The organism is Bradyrhizobium sp. NBAIM18 (assembly GCF_020193825.1).
Classification (GTDB): Bacteria; Pseudomonadota; Alphaproteobacteria; order Rhizobiales; family Xanthobacteraceae; genus Bradyrhizobium; species Bradyrhizobium yuanmingense.
The window spans coordinates 41710-53476 of record NZ_JADYVO010000012.1 but is presented as its reverse complement, the minus strand read 5'-3'; the positions used below and the strand labels follow the sequence as shown (position 1 = coordinate 53476).

Annotated in this window: 11 protein-coding genes; 3 read left to right on the top strand and 8 right to left on the bottom strand. The window is 63.9% G+C overall.

The annotated features are described in order from the left end of the window. Window positions 1–44 precede the first annotated feature (44 nt). The 4 genes from I6F17_RS24380 to I6F17_RS24365 all read right to left on the bottom strand — a co-directional run bounded on the left by I6F17_RS24380 (window position 45) and on the right by I6F17_RS24365 (window position 4375). The gene (locus I6F17_RS24380) at window positions 45–2249 is read right to left on the bottom strand and encodes a xanthine dehydrogenase family protein molybdopterin-binding subunit (RefSeq protein ID WP_225124809.1); all 2205 of its coding nucleotides are present in this window, start codon (window positions 2247–2249) and stop codon (window positions 45–47) included. Between the two features lie 7 nt (window positions 2250–2256). After that, window positions 2257–3273, bottom strand: a complete 1017-nt coding sequence (locus I6F17_RS24375; RefSeq protein ID WP_036035061.1) for a xanthine dehydrogenase family protein subunit M — start codon at window positions 3271–3273, stop codon at window positions 2257–2259. Further along, entirely contained in the window at window positions 3270–3755 is a 486-nt protein-coding gene (locus I6F17_RS24370) for a (2Fe-2S)-binding protein (RefSeq protein ID WP_036035059.1), read from the bottom strand. Before I6F17_RS24370 ends, I6F17_RS24375 begins: the two co-directional genes overlap by 4 nt. A 140-nt stretch (window positions 3756–3895) precedes the next feature. Then, the gene (locus tag I6F17_RS24365) at window positions 3896–4375 is read right to left on the bottom strand and encodes an Lrp/AsnC family transcriptional regulator (RefSeq protein WP_036035057.1); all 480 of its coding nucleotides are present in this window, start codon (window positions 4373–4375) and stop codon (window positions 3896–3898) included. Between the two features lie 143 nt (window positions 4376–4518). Here I6F17_RS24365 and ald point away from each other — a divergent pair, with 143 nt between their 5' ends. From ald to I6F17_RS24350, 3 genes are all read left to right on the top strand, one after another. After that, the gene (ald, locus tag I6F17_RS24360; RefSeq protein ID WP_225124807.1) at window positions 4519–5634 is read left to right on the top strand and encodes an alanine dehydrogenase; all 1116 of its coding nucleotides are present in this window, start codon (window positions 4519–4521) and stop codon (window positions 5632–5634) included. A gap of 268 nt (window positions 5635–5902) precedes the next feature. After that, on the top strand, window positions 5903–6121 hold the full coding sequence (locus I6F17_RS24355) for a hypothetical protein (protein WP_225124805.1): 219 nt from the start codon (window positions 5903–5905) through the stop codon (window positions 6119–6121). 111 nt (window positions 6122–6232) lie between these two features. Further along, window positions 6233–7291 carry a putative sulfate exporter family transporter gene (locus I6F17_RS24350; protein WP_225124803.1) on the top strand — a complete coding sequence of 353 codons (1059 nt, stop codon included), beginning with the start codon at window positions 6233–6235 and terminating at the stop codon, window positions 7289–7291. 170 nt (window positions 7292–7461) lie between these two features. On the opposite strand, the gene I6F17_RS24345 is transcribed toward I6F17_RS24350, so the two are convergent. From I6F17_RS24345 to I6F17_RS24330, 4 genes are all read right to left on the bottom strand, one after another. Further along, window positions 7462–8334, bottom strand: coding sequence for an ABC transporter ATP-binding protein (locus tag I6F17_RS24345; protein ID WP_225124800.1), 873 nt, complete (start codon window positions 8332–8334; stop codon window positions 7462–7464). Further along, window positions 8331–9203 (bottom strand): ABC transporter permease, encoded by an 873-nt coding sequence (locus I6F17_RS24340; RefSeq protein WP_225125050.1) that lies wholly within the window; start codon window positions 9201–9203, stop codon window positions 8331–8333. The genes I6F17_RS24345 and I6F17_RS24340 overlap by 4 nt, the downstream gene beginning before the upstream one ends. A 35-nt stretch (window positions 9204–9238) precedes the next feature. Further along, the gene (locus I6F17_RS24335; protein ID WP_225124798.1) at window positions 9239–10660 is read right to left on the bottom strand and encodes an ABC transporter substrate-binding protein; all 1422 of its coding nucleotides are present in this window, start codon (window positions 10658–10660) and stop codon (window positions 9239–9241) included. A 182-nt stretch (window positions 10661–10842) separates the two neighbouring features. Next, on the bottom strand, window positions 10843–11616 hold the full coding sequence (locus I6F17_RS24330) for a Crp/Fnr family transcriptional regulator (protein ID WP_225124796.1): 774 nt from the start codon (window positions 11614–11616) through the stop codon (window positions 10843–10845). Window positions 11617–11767: the final 151 nt, after the last annotated feature.

Here is an 11767-nt window from a genome sequence, read left to right as displayed (position 1 = left end):
ATGACAAGAGCCGGGAGCCAAGGAAGGGTCGAGGGCCTGTGGCCTCAATCCAGCAGTTTGTCCAGCGTGATCGGGAAACGCCGGATGCGTTTGCCCGTGGCATGATAGACGGCGTTCGCAATTGCGGCCGGGACGCCGACGATGCCGATTTCGCCGAGACCCTTGATGCCCAACCGGTTGATGTGGTCGTCGGGCTCGTCGACGAAAATCACGTTGATGTCGTGGACATCGGCGTTCACGGGAATGTGGTATTCGGCAATATTCGCGTTCATGATGCGGCCGAAGCGGTGATCCATCACCGTTTCCTCGTGCAGCGCCATTCCAATACCCCAGACCACCCCGCCCATGATCTGGCTGCGGCCGGTCTTGGTGTTCAGGATGCGCCCGGCCGCGACCGCATTCACGATCCGGGTGACGCGGATAATTCCCAGCTCCTCGTCGATCTTCACCTCCGCGAAGACCGCCGAATGTGTGTTGCGGGCATGCGATTTATCCTCCGCGAATTGGTTGAGCTTCTCCTTTTCGATCCGCTCGAGCTTGCTGTGGCGCATAACATCCGCAATCGAGACAGCGGCCCCGCGACCGTCGCTGCTGGCGATCATGCCGTCAGTCAGGGTGACGTTGGCGGCGTCGAGGTCAGCGAGCGGTGAGCCCGGCATGGCCTTGGCAAGACGTGCGAGCTCCCAGCGAATCTCTTCGGCCGCTCCCAAGACCGCATGCGCGCTTGATGCCGCCATCCAGGAGCCGCCCTCGACGGGGGCTTGCGGCAAGGTCGAATCGGCGAGCCGGACGCTGATATTCTCGATCGGCAGCCCGAGGGCATCGGCCGCGACCTGCGCAACGATCGTGTAGGTGCCGGTGCCGATATCGGACGCGGCGCAGGAGACCTCGGCATGGCCGTTGGCCGTCAGCACGATGCGGACGGCGACCGGCATCTGCAGCGCTTCCCACATCCCAGTCGCCATGCCCCAGCCGACCAGTTCCTTGCCGTCGCGCATCGAGCGCGGTGCCGGATTGCGCCGGCTCCAGCCGAAAGCTTCCGCGCCGCGGGCGTAGCATTCGCGCAGCTGCTTGCTGGTGTAGGGCAGGCCTTCGCTCTGGTCGCGATCCGAGTAGCACCTCAGGCGCAGCTCGACCGGATCGAGCTTCAGCGCGACGGCCAGTTCGTCCATGGCGCATTCGAGCGCGCAGACGCCCGTTGCCGCACCCGGCGCGCGCATGTCGCAGGGCGTCGAAACGTCGAGTTCGACCAGCTTATGCGAAAAGTTGCTGTGGGGACTCTTGTAAAGCTGCTCGGCCCAGCCCGTATCGTTGCGCGAAAAATCCTCATAACGTGAGGTCACGGCAACGGCTTCGTGGGTGATCGCATCGAGCGTGCCGTCCGGCTTTGCACCGAGCGCAACGCGCTCGATGGTCATGGGACGATAGCCGAGGCCATACATCTGTTGCCGCGTCAGCACGACGCGGACGGACTGCTTCAGTGCGAGCGCGGCAAGGGTTGCCAGCACCACCTGGTGCTGCGGCCGCAGGCCCGAGCCGAAGGCGCCGCCGACATAGGGCGAGATCACGCGGATGTCGTCCGGTTTCTTGCCGAAAACACTGCAGAGAAACTTCTGGACGTTCTGGACGCCCTGCGTCTTGTCGTAGACCGTGAGCCCGCCACTGCCGTTCCAGACGGCTGTCGTCGCGAAGAGCTCCATGGGGTTGTGGTGCTCGGTCGGAATGACGTAATCCGCCTCGTGGCGCACGGCCGCGCGCGTCAGGGCTGCTGCGGCATCACCACGCGGCTTGTGCGGTTGATCCACTTTCTCGGCCTTGCCGCGTTCGGATTCGAGATCGGTCGAAAACGCCTCCTGCTCATATTCGACGCGAACGCGGGTCGCGGCGAACTTTGCGGTCTCCCAGTCTTCCGCGACCACTAGTGCGATCGGCTGGCCGTTGAACTTGATCCTGTCGTCATAGAGCGGCCGGAACGGCGAGCCCTTCTCCGGCGCCACCTCATCCTTCCAGGCTTCGTCCTTGTCGGCGAGGGGCGGCCGATGTTCATGCGTGAGCACGTCGACCACGCCCTTCACCTTCAGCGCCTCGCTGGTATCGAGACGAGCGATGCGCCCACGCGCGATGCTGGCCTCGACGACGAAGCCGTGAAGCAGACCGTCTGCTGCGAATTCGCCGGCATATTTGGCGGCCCCGGTGACCTTGGCGCGGCCGTCGACGCGCGACGTTGGTGTTCCGACATAGCCGTTCATCGGGTCCTCATGCGATCTTCTTGTGAGCTTGTGATTGCGGCGTGGCGCTTGCGGCCTGCATCAGCGCACGCACGACGGCTCGGCGCGCCAGGTCGATCTTGAACCCGTTGTGGGAGCGTGCCATCGCTCCCTGCAGCAGCAGGTCGGCGGCGCGCCCGAAATGATCCGGTGTTGCCGCCTGACCGCGCAATGCGGCTTCCGCCTCGAGGCTTCGCCAGGGCTTGTGGGCCACGCCACCGAGCGCAAGGCGCGCTTCGCCGATCGCGTTGCCCTCCAGGTCGAGCGCGGCCGCGACCGAGACCAGGGCAAAGGCGTAGGACAGCCGGTCGCGGATCTTCAGATAGCTGTAGTTCCGGGCAAAGCCGTTCGGCGGCAGCTCGATGGCGATAATGATCTCGCCGCTGCCGAGATTGGTATCGAGGTGAGGCTTGTCCTCGGGAAGCCGATGGAAATCCGTCAACGCGATGGTGCGCTGCCCCGAGGGGCGTGCGATATGCACAAGCGCGCCGAGCGCGGCCAGCGCCACGCTCATGTCGGATGGATTGGTCGCGATGCAGGAGTTGCTGGTGCCGAGGATGGCATGGTTGCGGTTGAGGCCATCGAGGGCCGAGCAGCCCGTGCCGGGGCTTCGCTTGTTGCAGGGTGTCGTGGTGTCATAGAAGTAGGGGCAGCGCGTACGTTGCATCAGATTGCCGCCGACCGAGGCCATGTTGCGCAGTTGCGCGGAGGCGCCGGCCAGGATGGCGCTGGCAAGGAGGGGATAGCGCTGCTCGATCAACGGGTGGTAGGCGAGGTCCGAATTCGGCACCAATGCGCCGATGCGCAGACCGCCGTCCGCTGTCTCCTCGACGTCGCGGAGCGGCAGGCGGGAGATGTCGATCAGGCGCGAGGGCCGTTCGACGTTCTCCTTCATCAGATCGATCAGGTTGGTGCCGCCGGCGATCAACTTCGCACCGGGATCGGCGGCGAGCAGGCGGATGGCGTCGGCAACATCGCTTGCGCGGGAATATTGGAAGTTGTTCATGACCGGCTCATTGCCTGCTCGATCGCAGCCACGATGTTGGGGTAGGCACCGCAGCGACAGAGGTTTCCGCTCATCAGTTCGCGGATCTCATCCGCATCGCGCGCACGGCCTTCGGCCAACAGGCCAGCGGCAGAGCAAATCTGTCCCGGCGTGCAATAACCGCACTGAAAGGCATCGTGGTCGATGAAGGCCTGTTGCAGCGGATGCAACGTGCCGTCCTTTGCCAAGCCTTCGATGGTCGTGATCTCGGCGCCATCCTTCATGACGGCCAGGGTCAGGCAGGAATTGACCCGTCTTCCGTCGATCAGCACGGTACAGGCGCCGCATTGGCCGTGATCGCAGCCTTTCTTGGTGCCGGTCAGCTCCAGACGGTCACGCAGCGCATCCAGAAGCGTGGTCCATGGCGCGACCTCGAGCGCGCGGCTTTCGCCATTGACGACGAGGTTGATCGAAATGCGTTCGGGGATCGTGAGGTCGGCCATGGTGTATTTCCCTGCGGAAAGGCCGAGCCGGGCAAATTGTGCAAATGACGCGATACTGCGTTGCCGCCGCTGGCCGATAGCGCCCAACGGATGACGGGTTGCTTGGTTCCCGACCGGTTCTCCCGATTGGATTTACGAGATCAGCGCTTCGTCTCGCCGAACACCACGGTCGGCACCGCGCGGTTGACGATCTCGCGCAGCGCGAAGCTCGATTGCACCCGCGCGACGCGGGGCAGGCGGGACAGCTCGGTGCGATGGATGCGCTCGAAATCCTGGATGTCGCGGGCGAGCACGATCAGGATGTAGTCGTCCGTCCCCGACATCAGGAAGCAGCGCACGACAGAGGGGCATTTCGTCACCTCTGCCTCGAACGCCTTCAGTGCCTCGTCGCTCTGGCTCTCCAGCGCGATGCGAACCAGCACCGTGGTGGTAAGGCCGAACTGGCCGAGGTCGAGCGCGGCCTGGTAGGCCTGGATGTAGCCGTCATCCTCCAGCGCCTTCTGCCGCCGCGCCAGCGCCGTGCTCGACAAGCCGATCTTGTTGGCAAGCTCGGTGTGGCTGGCTCGCGCATTGGTCGTGAGTTCCGCGAGGATGGCGAGGTCTTTCCGGTCGAGGGCCAAGGTTTAGTTTCCAGCGTCAAAGGACCATTTCGCGCCGGAAACCGGCGCGGGCGCTGCCAAGGTAGCGGATATTTGCACGAAACCAAACCGACCCTCTCGCTACGATCAACAATGGAATCAAAGCATTGGCGAGGGAGATCAAGATGCGCGTCGGAGTCCCGAAGGAGATCAAGGTGCAGGAATATCGGGTCGGGCTCACCCCAGGTGCGGTCCGCGAATACGTTGCCGCCGGGCACCAGGTGACGGTCGAGAGCGGCGCCGGCAGCGGCATCGGTGCGTCCGACGAGGTGTACCGGCGGGCAGGGGCGTCCATTGCCGAGACCGCTCGCGAGATCTTTGCAAAGTCCGACATGATCGTGAAGGTGAAGGAGCCGCAGAAGAGCGAATGGGCTCAGCTTCGCGAAGGCCAGATCCTTTTTACTTACCTGCATCTTGCACCGGATCCCGAGCAGGCCAAGGGCCTGCTTGCTTCCGGCTGCACCGCAATCGCCTATGAAACCGTCACGGACGCGCGCGGTCACCTCCCGCTGCTCGCCCCGATGAGCGAAGTCGCCGGCCGCCTCGCCATCGAGGCCGCCGGCGCCGCGCTCAAGCGCTCCAGCGGCGGCCGCGGCCTGCTGCTCGGCGGCGTGCCCGGCGTGCAGCCGGCACGCGTCGTCGTGCTCGGCGGCGGCGTGGTCGGAACGCAGGCGGCACGCATGGCCGCCGGCTTAGGTGCTGAAGTCACCGTGATCGACCGCTCGATCCCGCGCCTGCGCGAACTAGACGATCTGTTTGTTGGACGCGTACGCACCCGTTTCTCCACCATCGAGGCGGTCGAGGACGAGGTGTTCGCCGCCGACGTCGTGATCGGTGCAGTGCTGGTGCCCGGCGCCAGCGCGCCGAAACTCGTCACGCGCGCGATGCTGAAATCGATGCGGCCGGGAGCCGTGCTGGTCGATGTCGCGATCGACCAGGGCGGCTGCTTTGAGACTTCGCACCCGACCACGCACGCGGAGCCGACCTACGAGGTCGAGGGCGTCGTTCACTATTGCGTCGCCAACATGCCGGGAGCCGTGCCGGTGACCTCGAGCCAAGCCCTGAATAACGCGACGCTGCCGTTCGGCCTGATGCTGGCGAACAAGGGCTTTGCCGCGGTCTTGGAGAATCCGCATCTGCGCAACGGGCTCAACGTGCATCGCGGCCGGGTGACGAACAAGGCGGTGGCGGAGAGTCTGGGGCTGGAGTTTGCGCCAGTAGAGAGCGGACTGGCGGCGTAGCGAGATGGGCCATCGTCGGTGCGGCGCCATCAACCGACTGGAAGATGGCGCTGCCGCCGCGCTCCCGAGTCCCCGGGGAATCCCGACGCAGTGAAGGCGTTGTGACCGGAGCGGCGGTGTCCAAATAGGCGGAAAGAAGAAAACTATTGCCGCGGTCTTGTCAGGAGGAAGGAGTTTCCCCTTCCGAGGACAAAAACGCCAATCGCTTCCATTGCTGTTTGCAGCCGAAACGACGACATTTCCGCCAGAAATTGGTGGATCGGCAGCCATGGAACGCACTGGATTTGAGCCCTTCGGCGAGCAACTGGTGTCCGCAACGGACACACAGCCGAAGTCGCGCGCCTCGAAGCTCCTGCTGCGGGCCGGCACCACCCTGTTCTGGTCGCTGGTCGCGGGCATCGTGCTGGCCCGTGCAGCCTTCTTCGAGCCCGGCATCTATGACGGTTTCGGCCGCGTCGCCTCGCTGGCCAAGAACCTGATCTTCTGAGTCCGTTTATTTCGGTCCGAGGACAGAACTTCTCTCGGCCCTGATATGTCGAAAACATATTTCCCAATCGGGTCGCGGTGCGTATAAATCTTTCTCCTTCGGGAGAGATTTGTGTCGCAGAATCAAGCATCCAGCCCGGCCGATACCAAGCCGGTCACCGCCGCGGGCCGCATTGCGGCGCTGATTCCGGGCATCCTCCTCTGCGTTCTCGTGGCCGGTGTGTCGGCCCTGCTCGAGCGGGCCGAACTGGGCATGTTCGAGCACCCCTATGTGGAGGCGCTGGTCATGGCGATCCTGCTCGGCATGGCGGTGCGCAGCTTCTGGAAGCCGGCCCCGCGGTGGCAGGCCGGCATCGCCTTCAGCGCCAAGCAACTGCTGGAAGTCGCGGTGATGCTGCTTGGAGCCTCCATCAGCTTTGCCGCGATCGCGGCTTCCGGCATTGCGCTGCTCGCCTCCATCGCCGCGGTCGTCGTGGTCGCGCTCTGCGTCTCCTTCGGCCTCAGCCGGCTGCTCGGCCTGTCGACGCGGCTGTCGATCCTGATCGCCTGCGGCAACTCGATCTGCGGCAATTCCGCCATCGCCGCGGTGGCGCCGATCATCGGCGCCAGCAACGACGAGATTGCATCGTCGATCTCCTTTACGGCGATCCTTGGCGTGATGATGGTGCTGGGCCTGCCGCTGCTGATCCCGCTGCTGCAATTGTCCGCAACGCAGTACGGCATTCTCGCCGGGCTCACCGTTTACGCAGTGCCGCAGGTGCTCGCCGCGACGGTGCCGGCAGGTCTCGTCTCGACCCAGATCGGCACGCTGGTGAAGCTGATGCGTGTCCTGATGCTCGGCCCGGTCGTCGTCGGCCTGTCGCTGGTCGCTTCGCGCTGGCAGAGCGATGCCAGGAAAACCAGCGTCGGCTTCTTCCGCCTGGTCCCCTGGTTCATCCTCGGCTTCCTTGCGCTTGCGACCCTACGCTCGCTGGAGATCGTGCCGGCAACGGTGGTTGGCCCCGTGACGACGATCACGAGCTTTCTCACGGTGGTCTCGATGGCCGCCCTCGGCCTTGGCGTCGACGTGCGCGTGCTCGCCAATGTCGGCGGCCGGGTGACAGCGGCCGTGACGCTGTCGCTGATGCTGCTGCTTGGGATCAGCATCGCGCTGGTGCACTGGTTCAAGTGATGGATGCGAAGCTGCCGTAGGGTGGCCGAAGGCGCTAAGCCCCGGTGCCCACGAGTTCTGTATGAGAGGAAGAATGGCGGGCACGCTTCGCTTGGCCCACCCCACGAGACTGGCTCAAGTTCCGGGCGCGAAGCTCTCGCACTCCTCTCCCCGCAGGTGGGCGGAGTGAGCTAAAGTACGTCCGCGAGCGAGTGGCCGTGCAGCTCGATGTTCAGCCCCTGCATGCCCAAGTCGTTGATCTCGCCGCCCATCGCCTTCAGGCTCTCTTCGCGGATCAGCGACATCAGCCCGCGGCGGAGCGCCAAAAATTCCGACGACATCATCATCGATTGCTGCCGCGGCCGCTCCAGCGGGATCGGGATCTCCGCCTTGATCGAGCCCGGCCGCGCGGTCATGCAATAGACGCGGTCGGACAGGAAGATGGCTTCGTCAATGTCGTGGGTGACGAACAGCACCGAGATCTTCAGCCGCTGCCACATATTGGTGAGGATCTGCTGCATGATGACACGCGTCTGCGCGTCGAGCGCGCCGAAGGGCTCGTCCAGCAACAGCACTTTCGGTCCCGTCGCGAGCGCGCGGACGATGCCGACGCGCTGCTTCATGCCGCCGGAGAGCTTTTCCGGATAATGCTTTTCGAACGCTTCGAGTCCCGCAAGCCCCAATAGCGTGCGCGCGGCGCGTTCGCGCTGCGAGCGCGGCATGCCGCGCATCTTTAGGCCGAACTCGACGTTCTCGCGCACGGTCTTCCACGGAAAAAGAGAATATTGCTGAAACACCATGCCGCGTTCGGCGCTCGGACCGTTTACCCGCTCGCCGTCGACGGTAACTACACCGGTCGTCGGCTTGAGGAAGCCTGCGACGGCATTGAGCAGCGTCGACTTTCCGCAGCCGGACGGGCCGACGATCGACACGAACTCGCCGGGCCGCACATGGATCTGCGTGTCGGTGACAGCCTGCACCGCGCCCTCGATGGTCTCGTAGGCGAGGGAGAAGTTCTTGACTTCGATGTGGCCTTTTGGGCTGTTCGCTAGCACCTCGCTCATGTCGATCTCCACGGCATCACCAATTGCCCCGCGCCCCGGATCAGCAGGCTCGATCCGAGGCCGAGCACCCCGATCGCGATCATGCCGAGCGCGATGTCGGCATATTGGACCAGCGAATAAGCCTCCCAGGTGAAGTAACCGATGCCGTACTGACCGGAGATCATCTCGGCCGCGATCAGCGACACCCAGGCGACGCCCATGCCGACGGTGAGGCCGGTGAAGATGTGCGGCAGCGAGGCTGGGAAATAGACCTCCCGGAAGATCGAGCGTTCGCGCGCGCCGAGACATTGCGCGGCGCGTACCAGCACGGGGTCGACCAGCGACATGCCGTGCAGGGTGTTGACGAGAATCGGGAAGAACGAACCGAGGAAGGTGATGTAGACGATGCTCTGCTCGTTGGTCGGCCACAGCATGATCGCCATCGGCACCCAGGCGATCGCTGGGATCGGCCGCAGCACTTCGGCCACCGGGAAAATCACCTCATGCACCAGCTTGAAGCGCCCCATTATTAGGCCGAGCGGCACGCCGACGATCGCCGCGAGCGAGAATCCGATGAAGATGCGCCGGCAACTGAGCAGGATGTGCATCAGGAATTTAGGATCGTGAATCGCCTTGATGAAGCTGTCATAGACCGCGAGCGGCGAGGGCACGTTGGTGAAGCGCACGAAGAACACGACCCGATAGGTCGTGAGCAGATGCCAGACCAGCAGGAACGCGAGCAGCGAGACGATGCCGATCGCGGTCGCCCGCAGACCTGCCCGATTGAGCCGGTACCAGCGCAAGGCGAGTGTGCCGAAGGAAGGCGGCGTCGTAGGCGGGATGATGGCGGCGGGCGCGGAACCCGCCTCAGCAAGTGCTGTTGCCGGCATGCTGTCCTCGGGCTGTCTGACGAGGGCGGGGCTGCTCACGTCTTGCCTCCGCCGACGGCGGCCTTCATCGCATCATCGAAGCCGAGCACCTTGCCGCTGATCTTGGCGGCGTAGGCTTCGGCGTCCTTCTTCAGCAGGAACGGGGCGATCTCGCTATTGCCGACCGCGAAGAAGGCCTGATCGGCGAACAGCTTGATGCCGCGCGTGGTATCGAAGACATAGGCGACGTTGATCTTCTTGCCCTTGGCCTTGTAGTCGGCATAGGCGCCGAGCGTGCAGCTGGCGGACGAGAAGGGCATGATGCCGGCACCGTCGACCCAGACCTCGCCCGCCTTGCGCGGATCGGTGATGGGCTTCTTGCAGAAGCTGTCCTCGCCCGAGATCTCATAGTTGTTGGTGCTCGCGAGCTGGGCGTCGTAGTCGAGCTTCATTTCAGCATAGGCCTTGCGGATGTATTTGTCGTCGACCCATTTCTTCGGATCGAACTCCTTCATGCGGCCGAGATTCTGCAGCACCTTGACGTCGGTCGTGGCCGCATCGATCAGCGCCGGCTTGATCGTCGGATCGGTCGTCATATTGCCGCTGGGCCCTAAGAAGATGTAGACGACCTCCTTGTTGATGCCGGTCCATTCTTGGATCTTCTCGGCGGCCAGCTTGGGATCCGCGCGCAGCCACTGATTGGCGGCGATTAGCGCCTTGAAATAGGCGACGACGACCTCGGGATATTTTTCGGCGAAGTCGGTGCGAACCACGATGCCGTGGAAGGTCGGCAAGTTCGTTTCGACGCCGTCGAAGATCTTCCGCGCGAAGCCGCGGAACGGTAACAGCTCGGCGAAGGGGACGAAATCGGCGTGCCCGTCGATCTTCTTCTCCTGCAGATTGGTCGAGCCGACCTCCGGGCTCTGGCTGACGAGCTGGAAGAAATCGGACGCATAGCCGCGATCCTGCATCGCTTTCAGCACCATGCCGTGCGCGGCGGAGCCGAAAGGCACGCTGACGAGCTTACCCTTGAGATCGGCGAGGTCGTAATAGGGTGAGTCCTTGTGGACGACGAGGCCGTTGCCCGAGCCGGACAGGCTGTAGGCGGCGATGCCGACGAGGCGGCTCTTGCTCTCCGGATTGCTCTCGAAGGTGAACCCGTTCACGATGAGCGGATAGTCGCCCATCATCCCGATCTGCAGCTTGTTCGCCATCATCGCGTTGGTGACGGGCGGACCGGAGGTGAAGTTCTGCCATTCGAGCTCGAACTTGATGTTGGCGTATTTGCCGTCCTTCGGCAGGTACTTCTCGAGCAGTTGCAATTGGCGGATGACGACGCCTGCGGTCACCGTGTTGGTCGTGGTATCCTGCGTTCCGATGCCGAGCTTGACGGTTTCCGCAGAAGCCGGCTGGGTGACGAGCAGCGCCAGCGACGTCACCGACATCGCGATCGAGAGCGTGGGAAGATGGCGGACCATTCTCATCCTCATTCGGTTGGATGTGCTGTGGGTGCCATGATTGGGGGAGGGCGCAGGCAGGGCAAATCCGGAGTAGCCGCCGCAGTCGATTAGTTGCCGGGAAAAGCTGATTGCATACTCCTTGGGCAGTCCTGCACTATAAAGCCGCTTGCCTGTGCACCGGCCATGGTCGCGGGCCCCCTTCAATCCCCCGCCTGGCCGCGCATCTCCTCCAGAATGTCGGTCCGGCAGACCACGATCTGCGACCGTTTGGTCAGCACGATTCCCCTCTCCTGCATCCGCTTCAGGCTGATCGTGACCCATTGCCTGGTGGCGCCGACCATGTGGGCGATGTCGGCGTGGGTGAAGGCCGCGGCGATCACCGTGCCGTCGGCATCCTCGACGCCGTAGAGCTCGACGAGATGCAGCAAGAGATGGGCGAGACGCTGCGTGATCGACCGCGTCCCCAGCATCTGGGCCAGCGCCGAATAGCATTTGCCCTTGAACGTCAGGCCTTCGATCAGGCCAATCGCGAGGTTCGGGATCTCTGTAGCAAGGGACCGCAGTTCCTTTCCGGGCAGGTGCACGACGCTGCAATTACTGGAGGCAACGCCGGACCATTGATGCACGGTGCCTTCGAACACTTCGGGACCGCCGACGAAATTGCCAACATGCCAATAGGCCAGCGTGATTTCGCGTCCAAGTGGCGAGGTGTAGAACACGCGGATGCGGCCGCTCTCGATCAGCCAGATGCCGTCATGCTTGCCGCCCTGGCTGAACAGCGTCTGGCCGCGGTTCAGCACCTTGCGGCGGCCCTGCTTCAGCACCAACTCCCGCTCGCGCGGTGAAAGCTTGTCCATCAACGGTGGTGGACCGCCGATCCATTGCTGGTTCTCGGTGAGCAGTAGCGAGGAGCTGCCGGCAGGCCGTATCGCTGCGGGAACAGCCCCGCGCACCGCATTCGCCGCCTGCAACATCGCCTGCCTCCCGAACGTTCAAATCGTTCTAAAGAGGAGCAATGTCCGTGCCAGGTTTACTCCGGTGTCATGCCCGCCTGGTGCGCAATTGCGCACAGGGGCGGGGCGATCCAGTACTCCGTGGCGTCAGCGTTTGAAACCGAGAGGCCGC

Bases quoted from the DNA above. Each gene is read 5' to 3' on its own strand.
- I6F17_RS24380 (WP_225124809.1), bottom strand. From the start codon at position 2,249: ATGAACGGCTATGTCGGAACACCAACGTCGCGCGTCGACGGCCGCGCC.
- I6F17_RS24375 (WP_036035061.1), bottom strand. From the start codon at position 3,273: ATGAACAACTTCCAATATTCCCGCGCAAGCGATGTTGCCGACGCCATC.
- I6F17_RS24370 (WP_036035059.1), bottom strand. From the start codon at position 3,755: ATGGCCGACCTCACGATCCCCGAACGCATTTCGATCAACCTCGTCGTC.
- ald (WP_225124807.1), top strand. From the start codon at position 4,519: ATGCGCGTCGGAGTCCCGAAGGAGATCAAGGTGCAGGAATATCGGGTC.
- I6F17_RS24355 (WP_225124805.1), top strand. From the start codon at position 5,903: ATGGAACGCACTGGATTTGAGCCCTTCGGCGAGCAACTGGTGTCCGCA.
- I6F17_RS24345 (WP_225124800.1), bottom strand. From the start codon at position 8,334: ATGAGCGAGGTGCTAGCGAACAGCCCAAAAGGCCACATCGAAGTCAAG.
- I6F17_RS24340 (WP_225125050.1), bottom strand. From the start codon at position 9,203: ATGCCGGCAACAGCACTTGCTGAGGCGGGTTCCGCGCCCGCCGCCATC.
- I6F17_RS24335 (WP_225124798.1), bottom strand. From the start codon at position 10,660: ATGGTCCGCCATCTTCCCACGCTCTCGATCGCGATGTCGGTGACGTCG.
- I6F17_RS24330 (WP_225124796.1), bottom strand. From the start codon at position 11,616: ATGTTGCAGGCGGCGAATGCGGTGCGCGGGGCTGTTCCCGCAGCGATA.